Origin of the sequence: Paratissierella segnis (assembly GCF_014385195.1) — a bacterium.
Classification (GTDB): domain Bacteria; phylum Bacillota; class Clostridia; order Tissierellales; family Tissierellaceae; genus Paratissierella; species Paratissierella segnis.
This window is the reverse complement of the sequence record NZ_JACRTG010000008.1, coordinates 22,894-43,436: the sequence shown is the minus strand read 5'-3', so window position 1 is coordinate 43,436 and position 20,543 is coordinate 22,894. Positions and strand designations below refer to the sequence as shown.

The following is a 20,543-nucleotide window of genomic DNA, read 5'->3' as shown; positions in this document are numbered from 1 at the left end:
AATTCCTCCTATTGATCGTATTCATCTAAAAAAGATGTCTTTTTCCCATCTTTCTGCCAACCTAAAATTGCTTCCATATTTACATTTTCTGCTGCTCTAAATATGGACATATCTACATTGGTAAAAGTACCCTTTAAATTCTCAATTAAATCCTTTATTTCATATCTTTTATTCCCAATTCGTTTTGCAGCAACCATACAAGCACAATTTAAAGGCCAAATACCGCTATTTTGTATGAATCTTTGAATGTATTTCTCTTCTATCAAATATAATGGCCTTATAAGTTCCATATTTTCAAAATTTTGTGCCTTAAGCTTCGGCAGCATGGTCTTAAAACTGCCTGCACAGAGAAGGTTTAACATAGTGGTTTCAATAACATCGTTGAAATGATGTCCCAATGCCAATTTATTGCATCCTAATTCTTTTGCTTTCCCATACAGAGCACCTCTCCTCATTCTGGCACACATATAGCAAGGATAGTCCCCCGCCATTTTTTGGGCTACCTTAAATACATCTGCTTCATATATTTGAACGGGAATATTTAAATATTTGCAATTATCCTCTAAAAGTTCTCTGATATCAGGATGGTATCCCGGATCCATTGCTATAAATTGAACTTCAAAGTTTTGATTTCCATTCTTATACAGCTCTTGAAACAACTTTGCCATTAATAGGCTATCCTTTCCCCCTGATATTGCAACAGCAATCTTATCTCCATCTTGGATTAACTCATACTCTTTTATGGCTTTGATAAATTTGCTCCATATATGTTTCCTATAGGTTTTTATGATGCTTCTTTCTATATCAGCTAAAGGCTTTCTTTCATTAAATGGTACTAGTACTTCACAGCCTTCGCCTGCAATATTTGATTTATCCTTATCCAAAATAACCACTCCATTTAAAACTAATATACTTAGTTTATACTAAATATATGACTATTACAAGTCTTTAACCATAGACTAATTGCAATTATTAATGGTATAATATCCTTATCAATCAGAACTTATTGCTTAGTAATTTAAATTTATATAATAATCAAAATACTAGTTTAAATAGAAGGGGATTTTTTAATGAAACTTGGAATAGTGGGTTTACCAAATGTAGGGAAAAGTACGTTGTTTAATGCTATTACTCAGGCAGGTGCGGAATCAGCCAACTATCCGTTCTGTACTATAGAACCAAATGTAGGGGTAGTTGCAGTACCGGATGAAAGAATTGAAAAACTAGCTAAAATCTACGACTCAAAAAAAATAGTACCAACTTCAATAGAATTCTATGACATAGCAGGACTAGTAAAGGGTGCAAGTAAGGGCGAAGGCTTAGGAAACAAGTTCTTGGCACATATTCGGGAGGTTGAAGCCATTGTACATGTTGTAAGGTGCTTTGAAAACCCTGATGTTATACATGTAGAAGGAACCATAGACCCTTTAAGAGATATCGAAACTGTCAATATTGAACTTATGCTATCTGATATGGAGTTATTGGAAAAGAGGCTTCAAAGAACCCAAAAAGCGGCTAAAGGAGATAAATCATTAAACACAGAAGTTGAATTGATTGAAAAATCTTTAAAAATTTTAGAAGAAGGAAAATCCATTAGGACTCTTAATTTAACAGAAGATGAAAATAATATTATGAAATCTCTAAACTTACTTAGTTCAAAACCTATTATTTATGTAGCAAACGTGTCAGAGGATGATGTAGTAGACAAGGGTTCCAATATATATGTACAAAAAGTTAAAGAATTTGCTGCTACAGAAGGTGCAGAAGTCATTGTAGTAAGTGCAGAAATAGAAGAGGAGATATCTCAATTAGCTCCGGAGGAAAGAAATGAATTTCTCACCGACCTAGGCTTAGCAGAATCAGGTCTTGATAAGCTTATAAAGGCAAGTTACCGTCTTCTTGGACTGATAAGCTTCTTAACAGCAGGAGAACCTGAAACCAGAGCTTGGACTATAAAAAAAGGTACATTGGCTCCGCAGGCAGCCGGCAAAATCCACTCCGATATTGAAAGAGGCTTTATCAGAGCCGAAGTTATCGCATATGATGATTTGATGGCTATTGGCGGCAATCTAGCAACAGCAAAGGAGAAAGGACTTTTAAGAATTGAAGGTAAGGAGTATGAAATGAAGGACGGGGATGTAGTTCATTTTAGATTTAATGTATAATAAATTCCATTGGAACCTAATGAGGTATAATCATCACTAACAAAATAGATAGCATGGTAACCTCATTAGGTAAGACTTTTTTCAACTTCTCTTCTATTACATATTCAATGTAGGATAATATAATTCCTTATGAACTTATCTTTCCAAATCTCCTCCATCATCATCTGTAATATTTCCCATTAAATTTATATAAATAGGCATATATGCTGTTACTCCTTGAAGTTCATTACCTGCTTCAGGAGCCATATGAAGAGTATATCTAAAATCCATCAAACAAATTTCCTTTCTGAGATATTTATTTTACACCATACATAAGAATACTTATACATACTGCTTTTTAACCAATTAGAAGTTTACAAGTCTTCATTCTCCACTACTATCTCTTCACCATCTTTTTGGGATTTAAGTTCACGTAAATCCAATACATATAATTTTTCCTCATGAATTACATAAAACTTATCAATATCCTTATAATTCTCGCTGTATCTATAAAATATAGGCTCTTCAACCTCATCTGCTATTCTTACCAAATCATCTATTGTTTTCACTATATTTATACAATCCTCCGGATACTCAACGTCATGATTTAATGCAACCAATCTATCTCCGTGCTTTCTAAATATCTTATTGAGTTCCCTCTCCAACGAATCCTTAATAGGAGACGGCACTGTAAAAAATATTGAATAAATAAGCGCTAAAGCTAAAATACCAATAATAATGCCTAATATAATAATCTTATTCCTATCAAGAGGCTGTTGTATCTGCACGATTTCCTCTATAGTTCCGGGCTTTTCAATTACATTATTGCCGCTTATCTCAAACATGGAAACATTCAGCGGAATAACTAAATCTGAAGTAATAGTCTCTTCAATTAGCCCCTTATCTGTATTTACTTTTAAATTTGCGGTCATTATCAAATTTAATGTGGTGTCACAGTTGAGTTTTGAAGTTTCAATTATCTCCTTAGCAAATATATTATATTCTTCCAGATTTAAATTTACCTTTTCGTTTATTGAAGCTGAAGTATCATTTGACTTAAACGCTTTATGACTTATAATTGGAAAGTCCTTTTCCCAGACATTTACCAACTTTTCTCCTTCTCCGATAAATCCCTTAACCTTAGCTACTATATTATAATCTCCCGATATTTCAGCACTTCTTTCTCCATCAAACTCATAGCTTAGATTAGCTCTTATATAATCAACGTATTCTGTAATATAAAGCATTCCTTCACCAAGATAATTCTTATCGTATAGCTTATTGGGTTTTAGAAATACATCGTAATCGATGGAGTTTTTACAATTATATACATAGACAGGAGTTTTTTGTTCAGTGAAATTCGGAATACTTACTTCTTTATACAGTAGATACAAACTTATTATTATAAAAAGAGTAAAGAAAGATATTAATGTTATTTTTAATCTTTTATTGACTTTTATCTTCACAGACTACACCCCTTATGTCTTAGAATATGTATAAATTCTATAAACGATTTAAAATTCCTCTTTTTATTTTCGACAATTTATATTTATATTAAAGATTATAATACAAAGGATACAAGATTCTAACCCTGTATCCTTTGGTTATAATTAAGGTTAACTTAATATTTTATAGATTACCAGCTAATAGCCCCATTGTTATTATAAGTAATTTCTAGCTTATATCCATCATAATTTTTGGACCATGATTTTCCTTTATATATTTTTCCGGTGTCAATATTCTCTATAAATTCGTCTTCTCCTTCACTAAAGGTATAATATACTCTTCCTTTTACTTCAACCCACTGTTTACCGTTGTGACCTTGATCTTTACCTTTACATTCATAAGTTTTAACAAATTTCAGTCCAGTTTTAACCGGGTCTTCTGGCTCCGGATCAGGTGTAACTTCACAGCTGCCATCATCATTGTATTGTCTTACATTTCCTTTAACGGTAAAGTCAAAGCTTTCTTTTTCTTCAAAGTTCTCTTCAGTTGCACATTTCTTTACTGCTAACAACAATTCTATTGTCTTAGACCCATCTACATCTATTGAGATACCTTCTAAAGTTTTAAAATATTCCTCTAAGCTCAAAGGCTCCCCATCGGCAACTACAACTATTTGGTCTAAATTAGCATTTTCTCCCTCGAATACAAAGTCTGTTAATTTTAGTGGAATTGTTCCAATATTTTTCATATCGAATTTAACTAATGCATATGAACCCGGATGTAAATTGTTTAATATTATATTCAATGCCCCATCCTCTGCTATACTTACCTCTCCTGAAACATAATCATTTGCTACCGGTCCGCCATGAATAACATAATCTCCGCCATTTTTGAATTCTGCATTGGCAAAAGTAAATGCCAACTCCCCTGTATTAACGGTTGCATAAATTTTTAAGTCTTCCATCCAGAATGCATAGCCTGCACCCATCAACATTATAGCTACTACTAATACTAATGCTAAAAATTTAGATTTTTTCATTTATCTCTCTCCTTTTTTAGTATTCGTTTATATTTTTTATTGGCTTCCTGATTATAATTATAGAGATAAATGCATATCTTTACTCCATGATAAAGTATGATTTTAAAGGATATTTTAGTATAAAAAGGGTGGAACTAAGATGCTATATATATGATACTAAAGGAGTAGATAAAATTAGTGAAGAGTGAAGAACTAACAGTGATTCTTCACTACGCTATAGAATCATAGGCTATCTAAATCTATATTTTTATCACCCTTTATAAATAGTGTCGGCCAGCCGACTTTGGGAACAGTATATACAATTGTGCCTTTCAAGTCTTGGGGTTTCACCGATTCAGAATCAGACGAATCATTATTATCCCCTTTGGTTTTAAAATATAGCCCTTCTGTTTCATTATTGACTATATCTATTATCCTATGGGATATTAAAATACTGTCTCTTTTGAATTGGATTACATCTCCTACTTTAAGAGCATTTATATCGTCTATATTGAAAACTTTTTTTACTAAAATAACATCTCCCGGTTTTATCATAGGTTCCATACTTCCTGTAGCTATGACTGAAGGATAAATAGGAAAAACCCCTACTGCAAACCAGATTATGAGTATTGATACAATACTTGTAATTGCCCAGCTTATGGGGTTTTCATCATCTTCTTCCCTCTTTTTCAATTGTTTTGTAATCTTTAAATATATATTTTGTAACGACATTAGAAAGAATACGGGGCATAATATGCCAACAAGAGCAGTAGTTATCCATTTTAAATCCGGAAGTATTGGTGATAGCCAATTAAATCCTTGTATAACTCCAAAGTATATAATTGAGCCTAAAGGTCCAACCAAAAATACCAGATATGATGCAAAGATATTGTGAGCAAACTCCGGTGCAAAGAACTCCGCTATAAACATTACCGTACTTTTTAAGCTATTAAGCCCCAAATATTTACTTATAGGAAATTTTGTTATAGTCATAATCAATGCTGCAAATATAAAAACTAAATAGTTTTCTTCTTTTGTAAAACTATGCACCAGATAATTCCTTATAAATTCTCTGCCGACAAGATAAGTTCCTACAAAGATAATATTAATAAAGATTCCTTTAGGAGAATGACTATACGGACTTTTTCCCATTCCATCAATTAGCCCTGCAATGATTGTTATGATTACATAGATAACAGCAAAATTAAATGTCCAAAAGTATAAAAGTGATTTGTGCTTTAACTTTGCCTTTGGTCTAAATTTAGGCAAATTCCATATTAAAAATACCATTCCCACCCATATGATCGGTTTTAAAATATAGCTGAATATAAAGTTATCTATATATGAAGTAACAGTGGAATTTTCAAATAAATATATTAAGATTAATAATGATATAAGCAATAGACTTCTATTTTGTTTACTTCTTGTCGGCAAATAATTTTGTTTTAACATACTTGTCCCCCTTGGAAAATAGGTAAATCAAGACCCTCTAACTATATGCCATATACTACCGGTCATCATCTTCTGTATCAGGGATTTCTGTTGATAGTGTTTCAATTTCAGCTGAATTATCTTTTTCCTGATTATCTGTATTTTCCTCTGATAGATTTTTATTATCATCTATAACATCATCATTTAATTCTTCTAAATCTAATTCCCCCGCATTTAACTCCTCTTCATTTTCTTCAACCGATATTTGTTCATCTTCAGATTTTTGTTCATCTTCAGATTTTTGTTCATCTTCAGATTTTTGTTCATCTAAAGGTTTCTGCTCTTCTAAAGGTTTCTGCTCTTCTAATAATCTTTGTTCCTCCAAAAGCCTTTCTGCCTCTAAAAGTGCCTGCTGCTCAAGTTCTTGCTGAATTCTTTGCTCTTCTTTCAATGATTCTATCTCTTCATATTTCTTTTCTATAGATTCTTCAAAGCCTTTTATAACTTCAGGGTCAGGCACTACATCTATATTGCCCTCAATGACTATCTCCTTCTGCCATAATCCATACCCACCGGATACAACTGACAAAGCTACTATCAAGCTAATAAATGTAATTATAATTTTCTTTTTCATATCATTACCCCCAAATTAAATCCCTTGGATAAATTGAAGTTCATATCTAAACTCATGGTGCTCTATATTATCATATCTTTTTAATTCTTCTTTCAATTCAAAAATCTCATCATATAATCCATTGATTTTTCTTTGTATAGGATCCTCCTCGGAATCCATGCTCCTATCTGAGGTTGATACAGGTATCACTTCATCATTCTTATCCTCTAATGTATTGATTTTTAAATTGAAAATTTCCATCACATCGTTTTTAAAGAAGGAAGTCAGTCCATGTTTATCTTTTTTTTGCTGATATAGTTCTGCTATTTCGCTTTTATTTACTTCCTCTATTTTATTAAGCTTTAGTGGTACAGTACCGGCATCTCTTATTACTATATTTACATCTTCATTAAAATCCGGATATACTTCTCCTTTAAAAGAAATCATCCGCCCGTCATCAGCAGCGTCTATCTTTAAATCTCCATATTCAGTATTATCAATTACAGTTTGAATATCTGTAGAACCCGTTGTTATATCCACATTAATATCAAGTTCATTACTCCAAAATCCATAGCCAATCCCAATCAGTACCAAGGATATAATAGTTGTAATATATATAACCGAAGTATTTCTCATTTTCCTAGACTTTTTTATTCTACTCATTTTCAACACCTCTTTTTAAAATTCAATTAGTATAGAAAATATATCCTAAATCCTACCTGAATTGTTTACAAATAATGCAGCTTGGGTCCTATGTGTAAGCTCCAGCTTTGACAATATGTTGCTTACGTGTTTTTTTACCGTATTTTCCGAGATATAAAGGTTTTGGGCAATTTCATAATTGCTCAACCCTTTGCCTAATTCCTCTAAGACATCATATTCTCTGGTCGTAAGTTCCCCTATGGTTTTGTTTTCCATAATATTTGTCGCTTGATACCTTATTACTTCTGGGTCTATAAACTGCTTTCCCCTTAAGGCAACCCGAATTGCGTATATAATATCCTCTGCAAATGCTTCTTTAAGAATATATCCATCTATGCCTATCTCCATCCCCCTTTGAAAATCATCTTTTTTAAGGGATGAAGTCAAAATTAAAAATTTCGTATCCACTTTTTCAATTCTGCTTCTTTTAACGATATCCAAACCATCTTCTTGCCCCAGATACAAGTCAACAATTGCCAGATCGGGCCTTTCACATTTGATAATCCTAAGCGCTTCATTCACATTCGAAGCTTCAAATATTTCTTTCATATCGCTTTCAAAACATATGGTTAATGATATGCCCTTCCTTACCAATGGATGATCATCTACTATAAGTATCTTCATGGCTTTGACTCTCCTTTCCTTAATACTAATGTATCGGTTGGTACCGTTAAGTCAATTATTGTTCCGCTTCCTATTTTACTTTGTATCTCAATATCGCCTTTTAGGGATTCTGCAAGCTGTACCATATTATGTATACCTAAGCCCTTAGATCTTTCAGCATCAATTAGATGAGTATCAAATCCCATTCCATCATCTTTGACATTAAGGCTTGCAAATTCGGAATTAATGCATAAATTTATTTCCACATTTTCCGCTTTCCCATGTCTTACAGCATTTCCCAAAGCCTCACAAATTATTCTATACAATGCTCTTTTTTGATTGTTGGACAATAATTCTATATTACCTGTAATGGTAAAAGGAATATTCATATTGTTAAATCTCTTTATTTCCTCAATGTATCTTTTTATGTCTTTAACAAAACTATTTTGTCCTGATTTCTTCCAGCTGAGGCCGTATATTTTATCTCTCAATTCCTTCATTACCATATCCGTAGTTTCCCTAAATTGATTCAATTCTTCTGTAATTTCAACTGTAGAACAGTTATCAAGTCTTTTTATCAGGGAGAAAACTCCGCAGGACATTCCAAATAATCTTTGCAATACGCTATCGTGTATTTCATTTGCTATCCTATTTTGTTCTTCTGAAATCAATAATCTATCATTTATTTCTTCCATATTAATTCTTTCTAAGGTTATAGAAGTCAGCTCCGATAAAAACTTTACTTGCTGTAAGTTGTTTTGATATACCAATCCTTCTTTTTCATTTGTTACCTCAAACCCTAAAACTCCATAGTAGAGATAATTATTTCCTACCGGCACTATTACATACCTTACATTCTGTACGGATATTTCTCCGGGATTTTTTGATTCCAGTATTTCCTTCAAATTATTTATTATTTCATCTTCAATTAATTTCTTATCCTTCTCAATGCCCTTTGACAGCAATTCATATTCTTCATCTTTCATATCATAGAAGAAAACCGCATCAGTCTTTGTAACATCTTTAATATATGCAAACAGTTTGTTTATAATACCTTCAACATTGCCTTGATTAGAAAATATACTTAATGACTGATATAATGCTTTTATATGATCAAAAGATACTGTAATCATTTGATTTGCAGTTTTTAGTTCAGCATTTAATTCTTCTAATTCTTTGTTTTTTCCCTTTGTTTGATTTATATATATTGATGTAAGGTAAATGGATATAATTATCATTATCATACTGAGTATTAAATTAGATTGATGTTTTAGAAAATTCAATAAATTTAAATTATAGTTATAAGCAAAATGAGATATACAAGTAGTGAGAATTAAATAGAGAAAAATATTTATCCAAATAAATTCCCTTTTTAAAAATAAAGAACTTATCAAGATGGTATTTAGAGTATACCAAATGAAGGGACTATTCAAGCCTCCGGAAGGTATCAATAATATGGAGTTGCTTATTGTCTCTATAAATAATAAAATCTTAATATTCTTTTTTGAGTTTTCACATATTATATAAAGATAAGACAAAATAATTGCTGCTGTGGACAGGCAAAATATAATAAATATCTTCTTAGTATTTGTATGCTCTATTTCATTTATGGAGTAGAATATAGAAGTTATGATTAACGAAACATATCTATATATAAACAGAATCTTTGTCTCCTCTTTCCTTCCTTTAAAAAAGGCACTCATGCATATCCCCCCGGATAAGCTTAAAATTAATTTTTAGGAGTAAAATTATAACCAATTTTTAAAAAAACGTTTATCAAATCAATCAAAAACTTCTATTCACTAAAAAATAAGACCCAATTTATAAAAATTATAAATTGGGTCGGTTGCGCCATAAACTCCCCATATGTCAGGCGCCCAATCTCAACACATGGCTCTACATTTCCCATTTAATTAATCTCAGTATAACAATTTTAAAAAGGGAATTATGTCTAAATTAAATATATATTTTTAAATATCATAAATATTTTATTGCATTAAAAGAGAATATATGACAAGTTTCTAAAATTTAATAATATTGCCCGGGGAATATTGATTTATTACCGGGAATTTTGACAAAACAAAAACTCTTAGTCTGTCCTTATACCATCCATTATCTCAACCATCTGTTCATATTCCAGCATTGCCGGTACTCCGCCTATTAGATACCCTTCCTTATCTACGAAAATTGATGTAGGAAAGGAATTAACGTAATAAACTTGTGCTACTTCACCTTCCTCATCCAACACTACTTCAAATTCGTATTCACCGTTTTCTATATATTCTTTAACTTTACTTTCGTCCTCCATCACATTAACAGCCAATACCACCAAGTCATCATTTTCATTGTTCAGTTTATCTAAACTTGGCATCTCAACATCACACCACTTGCACCAAGTTCCCCAAAAGTTTATTAAAATATATTTGCCTTTAAAATCACTAAGTGATACTTCTTCACCTTTTAGATTTTGAAGTGTAAAATCAGGTGCTAAAAATTTTTCGTCCTCCTCAGGCTTCTCATCTTCAAGATTATTATCACCAGCTTGCTTTTCATTTTCATTCATGCTTTCTTCCTGTGGTAAGATCTGATCATCTATATTATCCTTGTCCTTTGTACTACATCCTCCTAAGATAATTACCATAAGAAAGGCTGCTATGAATATTCCCTTTTTTCTCAAAGCCTCACTCCTTATAAAAGTATTCTACTAATATTTATAACCTTATTGAAAAATATTAAAACCCCAAATATAACCATAAAGATTCCACTTATCATCGGCATATATTTCATAAATCTATCAGCTCTTTCCATAAATCTGATAAATGTATTAACAAATAGGACTGTCAGCAAAAATGGTATTGCCATGCCCATTGAATAGATAAACAGTAAAAATACTCCCTTGGAAACAGTAGCAGCTCCACCTGCATAAAGCAATATTGATGCTAATACAGGACCAAAACAGGGTGTCCATCCTGCTGCAAAGGCCATACCCATAATAAGTGAGCCAAAGGAATTTGATATATTCTTAGGTGCCGATAATCTCTTTTCAGTATTCAATAGGTTTATTTTAAATATACCCATGGTGTTTAATCCAAACAATATAATCAGCAGTCCGCTAATTTTTGAAAATATATTTTTATTCCGTGCAAATATTTTTCCCAAAAAACTTGCAGAAGTACCCATTATCATAAAAACAATAGTAAATCCCAGTATAAATACTAAGGTTCTTACTATGGCGCGAAGCCTTCTTTCTTGCAATTCATCCTCAATACTTACTCCTGTTATATACATGATATAGGCAGGTATCATAGGCAATAAACACGGCGAAAAAAAAGAAATAAGCCCGGCCCAAAATGCAATAGTTATTGAAACATCTTGTATTAACGATATTTGAGGCAATCTTAACCCCTCCAAAAATCTTTGATTTATACTTAAGATTATACCCGCTATAGGTATATCTCTACCATTATATTATATAATCCATACCATTTTTATTATTAAAACTTAACAGGTTTTTAACTCATTTTTACGCTTATCTCTTAGATAGGACTTATAACATTTATTTCTTTATATTTTTTTACTGTTTCTAAAAGTTCTTCTTCATAAATTTTATTGTTATAAAAATTTCCCCTTACTGCAGTTCCTACATGAAAGTTGAAGATCCCTAATTTATTATATAAAATATCCATATTATCTACGCTAACACCACTTCCAAGCAAAATTTCAATACTTCCCCTATTTTCTATGATTCGCCTTAAGGCGCCCAGATTATCTATTGCTTTTCCTTTTCCCCCTGATGTGAGTATAGTCTTCACTCTATTGAAAGATTTTAAAATCTCCAATGATTCATTCAAATTACTGGATTCGTCAAATGCTCTATGGAAAGTTATGGTCAAATTTGTGTCTCTCAATACATACTCCAATGCTTTTAAATCAGGTAAGCCATCTTCATCCAAAATACCCAGCACTGCATTTTTTACACCTATTTCATCCATTATTTTTGCGTCTTCTTGCATAACATCCAAATCATATTGGGAATAATGAAAACTCCTAGAATGTGGTCTGAGCATAACATTGACCGGAAAAGCCACATTTTTAATCACCTTTTCTATAAGTCCATAACTGGGAGTTAGTCCTCCTTCTGCAAATCCCGATATAAGTTCGATTTGTGTTCCGCCCAACTTCTCAATTTCTATTGCTTCATTCAGTGTTAAAGCGATTATCTCAAGCATTATAAATCCCCCTTTTTCCCTAACTATTTTATATAATTATAACCCAAAGCTACTAAAAAACAAAATTATAGTTCCAAAATTAATTGTTAATTAATCCTATAGTTACATTATTTGATTCTTCTAAATTGCATAATAAAAATTGAACCTCACATACTAAATTAGAATTTAGAATAAATTTAAGAAGGAGAGATAGCAATGAAAAACAAGCCAAAACCAGATGATAGGACAGATAATGTAGACAAAATTCAATTTAATATCGATAACACAATAGAAAATTATAGGAGAACTCAAGAAGTAATTAGGGAAACAGAAGACGAACAAATAAAACAAGATTTAATCAATAAAAATGAAAAAAGATTGGAATCTCTTAAAGGAATGAAAGAGGAAATCAAAGATGAGGCAACAGATAAACAAAGAGGCTATAAATAGCTAATTAACTTAATCTAGAGAAAAAGTTAAACCAGCAAAATATAATTTTTTTAACTTGAGAGTTCCCGTATAGTTCAAGCTATATGGGAATTTTTGTTTATTTTAAATTTATGAGGGTATGATATTTATTGAACAAATATATACTTGGGGGTATAAACAAATGAGTGCATATCATGAATCAGTAGACAAATTAGATGAAAAAACGCTAAACACATCAAGGGCCCTTAATAGCCTAAAAGAGGAAATTGAAGCAGTAGATTGGTACAACCAAAGAATAGATGTATCAGCTGATCAGGAGCTTAAAAACATCATGGCACATAATCGAGACGAAGAAATAGAGCATGCTTGTATGCTCATAGAATGGTTGAGAAGAAATATGGACAAATGGGATGATGAACTTAGAACTTACTTATTTACCGATGGACCTATTACGGAATTGGAAGATCTTGCAACAGGTGATGGTGAAGCTAAAAAAGACTCAAGTTTAAATATTGGTGATTTAAAATAGGAGGAATGCATTATGCTAAATAGAGAGTTTGCACCTATAACAAACAAAGCTTGGAATGAGATAGACGAGAGAGCAAAAGAAGTTCTAAAATCATACTTATCAGCAAGAAGAGCTGTTAAGGTAAATGGACCATTTGGCTTAGACTTCAATGTTATTACTGAAGGAAGATTGGACAATATAGTTGATGAAGGAGAACTTTGCTATGGTAATTACACGGTTCTTCCATTGACAGAATCTAGGATAGAATTTGAAATGGATAGATGGGAACTTGATAATCTAGATCGCGGTGCTAAAGATGTAGATTATGAGCCATTAGAAAAAGCAGCGGAAAAAATTGCATTATTTGAAGAAAATGCAATCTATAACGGATTAAACAATGCCTCTATTGTTGGACTTGAAAACAGTGTAACAAACAAAACTATACCATTTGGTAAAGACTTACCAAATATTATGGAAGCTATATCATTGGGATTGATAAAACTTCGCGAATCCTATCAAAATGGTCCTTTCAACCTAATTGTAGGTGAAGAAATTTACAAGAGAATATTATCCACTAATTCATCATATCCTCTTGAAGAAAGAATTGAAGAATTAATAGGCGGAAAGATAATTTACAGCCATGTAATCAGCGGCGCTTACCTCTTACCACATGATCATGAGGATTTGGAGTTAACCATTGGTCAAGATTTTGCAATTGGATACAAGTCATATACTGATAAAAGTGTAAGATTCTTTATTACTGAATCCTTTACATTCAGAGTATTGGATTCAAGTCTAATAATCAAATACGATGTAAATTAAAATATTGGGATGGCATATAATAAAAGCCATCCCAATATTATTTTTTGTTTTTCTCTTTTAAAAGCTCTTCCTGTCCCATCTTTACCATATTTCTAGTCATCTGACCACCTACGGCTCCTGCAGTAAATATATTTTCAACAGGATCCAAATTATTGAAACCATCACCTAATCCCATTTCATTTGCAATTTCTAATTTCATTTCTTCCAAAGCTTTTACTGCATTTGGATTTAACGGACCTTTTCTTGTCAATAAACTCACCCCATATTATTTTTTACATCCCTTAGTTTGTTTAAATAAACGTTTATAATACAAGGTAATTAAATACAAATGTTTAATCTTGGATTATTAACACAATTATCTATTCAAGTCTATAATGATTTTTCCGTCAATAAAATTAAATGTCTTTTTGCCTTTTATATTGCTTGTTTCCTTGCTGGTATATATGCTGCTATTCCTAAAAACTGACAACATAATGCCTATTAGAAATAGATTGAGAATTGTACCTGTTCTACTATATGATATTAGAGGCAAAGTCAATGGTGCTATCAATGGAAAACCTAGATTGTTTAAAACATATATTATTACCTGCATTATAAATGTAGCGATTACAGATATCGATACTAAATTACCAAGAACATTTTTCTGATTATGTACAAGTTTTAATGCACGTATAATGAATATTAGAAACACCATCACTAACAATATAAAAGATATCCAACCTAATCGATCTATTAAATGAGTCATTATAAAGTCAGTATTGATATTGGGTAATAGATTACCAGTATCTATACCATAACTATTATATCCTATTAGTTTTGCGTTTTTTATAATCAGCCTTGTAACATTAGCAATATATCCAGCGCCAAAAGGATCAAGGGAAGGATTTAATGCATATTTTAACCTAGCTATTTGATACTGTTCCATAAACTTCAATGCAATAAATGGTGTAATCAAAGTTGGTATATATACAAGCAGCATAGCTTTTAATTTTTTTACATTAAACCAACCCTTTAATATTGCATATGTAAGGATAATTAGACAGGTTATTGTATACATAGCTAAACTTGAAAGACTTGGTATTTGTAAACACAATAATGCAGGAAATATAAAATATATTCCACTCAATACTATTCCTTCATATCCTCTATTTCTCATGCTATATATTATCCCGGCAAATGCTGTTGGAAAAAGAAGCATTATGAATTTAGCGTAGAAAAATTGTCCCATATATTTTTGTGATATACTTATAGTGCCGGGTGATATTACCATAGAACTAATCATGATAGCTATAAGACCAAAATATATAAATTTAGGATGTTTGCCAATGATTGTATAATCTAAAAAATAAGCAATTACCATGACTGCAATACCAAATACGGTAATAACTACATTGCTCCCCGTGCTATTTGCTGCATTTGATACATCATTAGCAATAAATTCTCTGATTAAAAAACCTAAGAAAAGTAAAACTCCTGTTAGAGATATTATACTCCATTCCGGCTTTGGCTTATGAGTACGATCCAGCTCTGAACCGACTACTATAGGATCCCCCATTTCCTCTATTGCTTTATCCATTGCATTTTCTTCAGTAAATCCTTCGGACACAAATGCATTCTTTTGATCGATAATATGATTTTCCAATTCCTCTGAAATAACTCCATGAGCCTTTTTCCATCTGATTTGCTGGCATACAGTTTTTAAGTAGCCTTCGAGCTTATTAGATTGTTCCAAAATCAACACCCCCTTTTAGAACCCTGTCCACTGCAGATGAATAAGTATGCCATTCATCTTTTTGTTCCTGTAACAATTTTTTACCTCTCTTTGTCAGACTATAGTACTTCCTAACTCTAGAGTTATCAGCCATTTCATCGTAGGAATTTATCATGCCCTGCTCCTCAAGTCCATGAAGCAAAGGGTAAAGTGTGCCTGCTTTAAGGGAAAAAGTATCGTCAGATCTTTTTGCCAATTCCTCAATCATCATATAACCATACATATCCTTCTCCTCAAGCAATTTAAGTATCAACATCTTTGTACTGCCTGTAATTAGATTTTTGTTTACAGCCAATTTCTCAACCTCCCTCATATATAGATTGCCTATATATAATTATATATAGATAATCTATATATGTCAATGCTCAAATTTAAAAAATTAGGGTGGATTAAAAATCCACCCTCCGTTTTTCTTCCTTCTTTAAAAAAATATATGTGTTTTTGTCTGATAGATAATCTGAAAAAACATAATTCAGCCTATTGAAGCCCTTAATATCCTCCACATCTTCAATCTTATTTTCTGCCATAAATCTGACCATTTCTCCTCTTGCCATCTTTGCCGGAGTTCCCTTTTCCACTACCTTTTTCCCTATCATCTCACCGAAAACACAAGTTATAAACTGTATATTATCATCTAAATAATTAGAAATGCATTTACTATATTCCTTAGAAGCTAAGTTTACTATACAATTGCTTTCTGAAAAAAGTTCATCTGCCAGTTTGTTATTCCAAAAGTCATAAAGTGAATTGAAGTTATCATAGTTTAGCTTTGCTTGCATTTCTAATCTATAGGGAACAACTCCATCAAATGGTCGCAATATTCCGTAAAAGCCTGACAAAATACGTAGGTACTTTTCAAGATATATAAATTCATCTGTTTGAAATACACTTGGACACATATACTGATATTGAATTCCTTCAAAAGCTAGAATTGCCGGAGTTAAATTATTACATAAATCCATATTCTTCAGTCTTTCATAATTTAGAACAGCTATTTTATCGCTGCACTTCCATATTGATTTTATATTTTCATAGCTTAATCTTTGCAAATACTCCATCAACATTTCAGTATCTCTTATAAATTGAGGAAGTTGACAATAACCTAATGAGTCTGTATCTACATTCATTTTCTTTGCAGGTGAAATAATTATTCTCACAGTTTCCTCCTTCTATTTTTTATAATTCTTCCAATAATTGTGTGAGCTTTCCCAATATAAAAGCTTATCAAAATCCATATAATATGATATTATAACATATCTATTTCCCAATAAATATAGTTACCTTTTTCGTTAATCCGTCCCAATCTACTTCGCAATCAAGATTTTCAGCAATAAATCGTAAAGGCAGCATTGTTCGCCCGCTATCGGAAATATAAGGCGATACATCCGTCTCTCTACTTTTCCCATTTACCTTAGCGATTTTGCTTCCTATCCAAAGGTGAATTTCATTTTTGTCAAGATAAATGCTAACCCTTTTATCAGATTGTCTCCATTCTACTTCTCCTCCCATGGCCTCAATAACTGCCCTTATAGGAAGGAATGTCCTTCCGTTTTTAATTATCATAACAGTTCCCTTGCCCGGATCTATTTCTTCTCTTTGACCATTAATATACATACGCTTGCTTCCTACTTCCAATACAATAGTAGTTGTTCTTGATCCAAGCCTAACAGAAACTTCATTTGATACATCTCCAAGGGTTTTGTCTCTATAAACCGGTCTCAAGGCATAAAAATAGGTGATGTTTTTATCTATATTATAATCCGTATAAGATGTGCCTTCGATTGGAAAATCAGTAATAGGAGTATTTGATTGTTTGCCTGAAGCTATCCCCCTATAAAGATTATACCCTACAATGTTCTTATAATCAGCAGGTTTAGTCCAAGTAAAAGTAACACTGTTCCAATCAGCTTTCGCAGTTAACTCAAATTTATCCGATGTATTCTCTTCAACCTTTTTCAATTCAAAGGTCTCCCAACTACCTATCTTCTCTCTATTTGCTACTAGTTTTCCTCCACCTCCGTCTTCCGCGCATATATATTTTTTATCATATGTTTTTAAAGCTATTTTGTTATTTTTTAATCCTATTAATTGAAATGTTTCCCTATTGCCGATTTTATCACTATCCGCATATACATTTTTTCCATCTTTTGAAACCCTTACATAATCTCCATTATTGCTCTTCAATGCAATATATCCTCTATTCAAAGCAATAACCTCAAATGTTTCCCAATCTCCAATTTTGTCTCTCGTAGCATTGACCATATCTCCTCCGCCATTCTCCGCACAGAGGTATTGTCCATTAGCCGTTTTAACTACCACCAAATATTTTTCATTATTCTTTCCATGGACTTCCTGTGGAAATACTATGAACGAAGTAAGCAACACGAAAATAATAGTCAAGGCCAAACCTTTTAGCCACTTCTTCATTGCCATTACAACATTCCCCCTCTATAACAAAAGATATATACTATAATTAGTCTTAAGCTTAATATATTATTCATAATCAATTAAATTGTAATGAAAATGATATATTTAACCATAAACAGCAACAAAATCCTGTCAAACTTATTAATCTTTGTTATAATGGACTTGAATATACTTATATAAGCAAGGGAGATAAAAAAATGTATACATGTGATTTATGTAAAGATAAAAATTGTAGAGTAGGGTTGAGTGAAAAATATCCGAAGAATTGTCCCACCAGAGAATCGGATAATATAGAGAAATTGAAGCCTTTATACAATGAAGAAGAAAATCATAATATCTCCTACAATTCTGCATTAGTTGAAAGTGAAGGATATTGCAGAAATACCAGATTAGAGGAGATTATGGATTTTGCAAACAAATGTAATTATAAAAAGCTGGGATTGGCATTTTGCAGCGGCCTCTCAAACGAAGGAAAAACTCTTGCAAAAATTTTAAAAGCAAATGGATTTGAGGTAATTTCCGTTATGTGTAAAAATGGAAGTATCCCAAAAGAATTTATTGGCATAAAAGAAAATGAAAAAGTAAGGCCGGGCAATTATGAACCAATGTGCAACCCTATAGGACAAGCAACGTTTTTAAATAACTCAAATACAGATCTCAATATAGTTTTAGGTCTATGTGTAGGACATGATTCTTTATTCTTTAAATATTCTGAGGCACCTGCAACAGTATTTGCAGTTAAGGACAGGGTATTAGGTCACAATCCAATAGCTGCATTATATCTATCAGACGGTTATTATAAAGATAAACTCTATCCTAAAGATTAATGTAGATTTAAGTTAAATAAACACCATGGGCTTCGTTGAGCCCCACGGTGTTTATTCTACATTGGGATTATTTATGATTCCAACAAATAATGGGGATGCATCAATTCCCGTTATTGCAAATATAAATGGTCTATCTAAAATCATTTCTGCTATTCCGTCTGGTTCTGCTGCCCCCGCATATGTTATTTCCGTATAGGCTGCTGCTTCAACTCCTTTTTCATCAATGGATATTGTGGAGTTCTGCATTATATCCGAAATAAACAACGGTTTAATATCCGATAAATTTGAAAAATCCGCTGTTTCCTCTTTAAATGCATCCTTTATACCTAAATCAATGCAAAATTCCTTTACACTCTCTTTTGATGAAAAATTGAATTTGGGAATCTTAAATATTACTCTTCCGGTCTTATAATCATTTGATGAAAAACAATCAAGTGCTTCTCCCAATATTTCCGGATTAGATATGATATCGGAGGGAGTTTTCCCATCATCGGGAAGTATAAAAACCATTCTGTTATTATTCTTTAAACTTAAATAGGAAGCAGTATAGCATTTAGCATCCACAAATCCATGACTTCCATATTCCATATTCATGAAATCAGTCATTACCTTGCTTCCATCGCCTAGATAAAATTCACCTTCTTTTGTGTTTTTAGCATCAAACCGATCTATCCATTCATCATAAAAATATATGGTATTTATCAATGTCATTACATCATCCTGATTTAAAGCAAAATCATCAAAACTGTTACCAAGTTTTCCGCCTGTCTGATTTGAGACCCATTTGCTGATCTTTTTTGCATCTTCTTTGTTGCTAAAATCGATATTGTAAGATCCCGCATAATATTTTTCTTTCAGCAAATCCAACATTTCTTCATTGAAATCTATATTTTCATTTAGCCATAAAGAGTTTCCAAGATTTAATTTTCCGATTTCATTATAGAAATAAAGTCTCCTAAATAATTTCCCGGTCTCATCTCTCATCATATTGATATCCATATCCAAGGCTTGTAAAATTTCCTGTTGTGTATCCCCATCAGCAGTTTCAGCAGCCATAGATAAATCCATATATAAGCTAATTGGTGAATAAAGTCTATTTTTTTTATTGTCGCCTTTACTCAAAACCAGTGAAGATGACTTTAAGGAAAAAGTCTCCAGCTTTTCAAGGAATTCTTCATCTATATCCTCCATTCTTTTTCTCTTCTCATCTATATCATCAAAGCCAATCTTGGAAGGATATTCAGGTTCTGCTATGGCATAGATATTGCTTCCATGTATTTTTAGAAAAAGAGTAGAAATAAGTATACATATGATTATAGCTATGAAAGCATATCTGAAAGATACATTATACATTGTTTTAAGATTTTTAACACTTAACGTTTTTTCTTTAGTTGGTTTTTTTAAAGAATCATCTTCCTTAATATCTTCATTAGCTTCTTTATAAGGTTTTCTAAACATAATCTATCTCTCCTTCCAAAACTCCCTTTAATGTCCTCTGGTTTCTTGATTATATCATAAAAACCAGTAGGTTTTCATCATAATAAGCATACTGGTTTATAAACTATCTATTTATTTTTATAAAATTGCTATATCT

General features: G+C 31.9%; 23 protein-coding genes and 1 riboswitch. Of the genes, 5 read left to right on the top strand and 18 right to left on the bottom strand.

From position 1 onward, the window contains the following. Nucleotides 1–8: 8 nt before the first annotated feature. Nucleotides 9–884 (bottom strand): tRNA 2-thiocytidine biosynthesis TtcA family protein, encoded by an 876-nt coding sequence (locus tag H8707_RS02710; protein ID WP_394354627.1) that lies wholly within the window; start codon nt 882–884, stop codon nt 9–11. Nucleotides 885–1,070: 186 nt separating this feature from the next. Between H8707_RS02710 and ychF the strand changes: the two genes are divergently transcribed. Continuing rightward, nucleotides 1,071–2,165, top strand: coding sequence for a redox-regulated ATPase YchF (gene ychF / locus H8707_RS02705; protein ID WP_262428619.1), 1,095 nt, complete (start codon nt 1,071–1,073; stop codon nt 2,163–2,165). Nucleotides 2,166–2,300: 135 nt separating this feature from the next. On the opposite strand, the gene H8707_RS02700 is transcribed toward ychF, so the two are convergent. The 11 genes from H8707_RS02700 to H8707_RS02650 form a co-directional block, all read right to left on the bottom strand. Next, nucleotides 2,301–2,435, bottom strand: a complete 135-nt coding sequence (locus H8707_RS02700; RefSeq protein ID WP_262428618.1) for a hypothetical protein — start codon at nt 2,433–2,435, stop codon at nt 2,301–2,303. Between the two features lie 83 nt (nt 2,436–2,518). Continuing rightward, nucleotides 2,519–3,610, bottom strand: a complete 1,092-nt coding sequence (locus H8707_RS02695; protein WP_262428617.1) for a DUF5305 domain-containing protein — start codon at nt 3,608–3,610, stop codon at nt 2,519–2,521. Nucleotides 3,611–3,780: 170 nt separating this feature from the next. Then, on the bottom strand, nt 3,781–4,629 hold the full coding sequence (locus H8707_RS02690) for a hypothetical protein (protein WP_262428616.1): 849 nt from the start codon (nt 4,627–4,629) through the stop codon (nt 3,781–3,783). Nucleotides 4,630–4,851: 222 nt separating this feature from the next. After that, nucleotides 4,852–6,060 carry a signal peptidase I gene (locus tag H8707_RS02685; protein ID WP_262428615.1) on the bottom strand — a complete coding sequence of 403 codons (1,209 nt, stop codon included), beginning with the start codon at nt 6,058–6,060 and terminating at the stop codon, nt 4,852–4,854. 55 nt (nt 6,061–6,115) lie between these two features. After that, nucleotides 6,116–6,673, bottom strand: coding sequence for a hypothetical protein (locus tag H8707_RS02680; RefSeq protein WP_262428614.1), 558 nt, complete (start codon nt 6,671–6,673; stop codon nt 6,116–6,118). A 15-nt stretch (nt 6,674–6,688) separates the two neighbouring features. Then, the gene (locus H8707_RS02675; RefSeq protein WP_262428613.1) at nt 6,689–7,315 is read right to left on the bottom strand and encodes a hypothetical protein; all 627 of its coding nucleotides are present in this window, start codon (nt 7,313–7,315) and stop codon (nt 6,689–6,691) included. 45 nt (nt 7,316–7,360) lie between these two features. Beyond that, a complete protein-coding gene (locus H8707_RS02670) occupies nt 7,361–7,978 on the bottom strand; it encodes a response regulator (RefSeq protein ID WP_262428612.1) in 618 nt (205 codons plus the stop codon). Further along, entirely contained in the window at nt 7,975–9,201 is a 1,227-nt protein-coding gene (locus H8707_RS02665; protein WP_262428611.1) for a sensor histidine kinase, read from the bottom strand. The genes H8707_RS02670 and H8707_RS02665 overlap by 4 nt, the downstream gene beginning before the upstream one ends. A 587-nt stretch (nt 9,202–9,788) precedes the next feature. Then, nucleotides 9,789–9,872, bottom strand: a riboswitch (cyclic di-GMP riboswitch). 174 nt (nt 9,873–10,046) lie between these two features. Next, on the bottom strand, nt 10,047–10,634 hold the full coding sequence (locus tag H8707_RS02660; protein ID WP_262428610.1) for a TlpA family protein disulfide reductase: 588 nt from the start codon (nt 10,632–10,634) through the stop codon (nt 10,047–10,049). Between the two features lie 11 nt (nt 10,635–10,645). After that, on the bottom strand, nt 10,646–11,353 hold the full coding sequence (locus H8707_RS02655; RefSeq protein WP_262428609.1) for a cytochrome c biogenesis CcdA family protein: 708 nt from the start codon (nt 11,351–11,353) through the stop codon (nt 10,646–10,648). Between the two features lie 140 nt (nt 11,354–11,493). Next, nucleotides 11,494–12,186, bottom strand: a complete 693-nt coding sequence (locus H8707_RS02650; RefSeq protein ID WP_262428608.1) for a copper homeostasis protein CutC — start codon at nt 12,184–12,186, stop codon at nt 11,494–11,496. A gap of 195 nt (nt 12,187–12,381) precedes the next feature. Between H8707_RS02650 and tlp the strand changes: the two genes are divergently transcribed. From tlp to H8707_RS02635, 3 genes are all read left to right on the top strand, one after another. Beyond that, the gene (tlp, locus tag H8707_RS02645; RefSeq protein WP_262428607.1) at nt 12,382–12,615 is read left to right on the top strand and encodes a small acid-soluble spore protein Tlp; all 234 of its coding nucleotides are present in this window, start codon (nt 12,382–12,384) and stop codon (nt 12,613–12,615) included. Between the two features lie 160 nt (nt 12,616–12,775). Further along, the gene (locus tag H8707_RS02640; RefSeq protein ID WP_262428606.1) at nt 12,776–13,123 is read left to right on the top strand and encodes a ferritin-like domain-containing protein; all 348 of its coding nucleotides are present in this window, start codon (nt 12,776–12,778) and stop codon (nt 13,121–13,123) included. Between the two features lie 12 nt (nt 13,124–13,135). Further along, entirely contained in the window at nt 13,136–13,924 is a 789-nt protein-coding gene (locus H8707_RS02635; protein ID WP_262428605.1) for a family 1 encapsulin nanocompartment shell protein, read from the top strand. Between the two features lie 37 nt (nt 13,925–13,961). Here H8707_RS02635 and H8707_RS02630 read toward each other — a convergent pair whose 3' ends face one another. The 5 genes from H8707_RS02630 to H8707_RS02610 form a co-directional block, all read right to left on the bottom strand. Next, nucleotides 13,962–14,174, bottom strand: coding sequence for an alpha/beta-type small acid-soluble spore protein (locus H8707_RS02630; RefSeq protein ID WP_262428604.1), 213 nt, complete (start codon nt 14,172–14,174; stop codon nt 13,962–13,964). Between the two features lie 105 nt (nt 14,175–14,279). After that, the gene (locus H8707_RS02625) at nt 14,280–15,656 is read right to left on the bottom strand and encodes an FtsW/RodA/SpoVE family cell cycle protein (RefSeq protein ID WP_262428603.1); all 1,377 of its coding nucleotides are present in this window, start codon (nt 15,654–15,656) and stop codon (nt 14,280–14,282) included. Next, on the bottom strand, nt 15,643–15,990 hold the full coding sequence (locus H8707_RS02620; protein ID WP_262428602.1) for a PadR family transcriptional regulator: 348 nt from the start codon (nt 15,988–15,990) through the stop codon (nt 15,643–15,645). Before H8707_RS02620 ends, H8707_RS02625 begins: the two co-directional genes overlap by 14 nt. Before the next feature lie 94 nt (nt 15,991–16,084). Then, nucleotides 16,085–16,852, bottom strand: a complete 768-nt coding sequence (yaaA, locus tag H8707_RS02615; protein WP_262428601.1) for a peroxide stress protein YaaA — start codon at nt 16,850–16,852, stop codon at nt 16,085–16,087. A gap of 100 nt (nt 16,853–16,952) precedes the next feature. Further along, entirely contained in the window at nt 16,953–18,128 is a 1,176-nt protein-coding gene (locus H8707_RS02610) for a stalk domain-containing protein (RefSeq protein ID WP_262428600.1), read from the bottom strand. Between the two features lie 191 nt (nt 18,129–18,319). On the opposite strand from H8707_RS02610, the gene H8707_RS02605 reads away from it, so the two are divergent. Next, on the top strand, nt 18,320–18,949 hold the full coding sequence (locus H8707_RS02605) for a DUF1847 domain-containing protein (protein WP_262428599.1): 630 nt from the start codon (nt 18,320–18,322) through the stop codon (nt 18,947–18,949). A gap of 51 nt (nt 18,950–19,000) precedes the next feature. Here H8707_RS02605 and H8707_RS02600 read toward each other — a convergent pair whose 3' ends face one another. Then, nucleotides 19,001–20,407 (bottom strand): serpin family protein, encoded by a 1,407-nt coding sequence (locus tag H8707_RS02600; RefSeq protein ID WP_262428598.1) that lies wholly within the window; start codon nt 20,405–20,407, stop codon nt 19,001–19,003. Nucleotides 20,408–20,543: the final 136 nt, after the last annotated feature.

Bases quoted from the DNA above. Each gene is read 5' to 3' on its own strand.
- ychF (WP_262428619.1), top strand. From the start codon at position 1,071: ATGAAACTTGGAATAGTGGGTTTACCAAATGTAGGGAAAAGTACGTTG.
- H8707_RS02700 (WP_262428618.1), bottom strand. From the start codon at position 2,435: ATGGATTTTAGATATACTCTTCATATGGCTCCTGAAGCAGGTAATGAA.
- H8707_RS02690 (WP_262428616.1), bottom strand. From the start codon at position 4,629: ATGAAAAAATCTAAATTTTTAGCATTAGTATTAGTAGTAGCTATAATG.
- H8707_RS02685 (WP_262428615.1), bottom strand. From the start codon at position 6,060: ATGTTAAAACAAAATTATTTGCCGACAAGAAGTAAACAAAATAGAAGT.
- H8707_RS02680 (WP_262428614.1), bottom strand. From the start codon at position 6,673: ATGAAAAAGAAAATTATAATTACATTTATTAGCTTGATAGTAGCTTTG.
- H8707_RS02675 (WP_262428613.1), bottom strand. From the start codon at position 7,315: ATGAGTAGAATAAAAAAGTCTAGGAAAATGAGAAATACTTCGGTTATA.
- H8707_RS02670 (WP_262428612.1), bottom strand. From the start codon at position 7,978: ATGAAGATACTTATAGTAGATGATCATCCATTGGTAAGGAAGGGCATA.
- H8707_RS02665 (WP_262428611.1), bottom strand. From the start codon at position 9,201: ATGATAATGATAATTATATCCATTTACCTTACATCAATATATATAAAT.
- H8707_RS02650 (WP_262428608.1), bottom strand. From the start codon at position 12,186: ATGCTTGAGATAATCGCTTTAACACTGAATGAAGCAATAGAAATTGAG.
- tlp (WP_262428607.1), top strand. From the start codon at position 12,382: ATGAAAAACAAGCCAAAACCAGATGATAGGACAGATAATGTAGACAAA.
- H8707_RS02640 (WP_262428606.1), top strand. From the start codon at position 12,776: ATGAGTGCATATCATGAATCAGTAGACAAATTAGATGAAAAAACGCTA.
- H8707_RS02635 (WP_262428605.1), top strand. From the start codon at position 13,136: ATGCTAAATAGAGAGTTTGCACCTATAACAAACAAAGCTTGGAATGAG.
- H8707_RS02610 (WP_262428600.1), bottom strand. From the start codon at position 18,128: ATGGCAATGAAGAAGTGGCTAAAAGGTTTGGCCTTGACTATTATTTTC.
- H8707_RS02605 (WP_262428599.1), top strand. From the start codon at position 18,320: ATGTATACATGTGATTTATGTAAAGATAAAAATTGTAGAGTAGGGTTG.
- H8707_RS02600 (WP_262428598.1), bottom strand. From the start codon at position 20,407: ATGTTTAGAAAACCTTATAAAGAAGCTAATGAAGATATTAAGGAAGAT.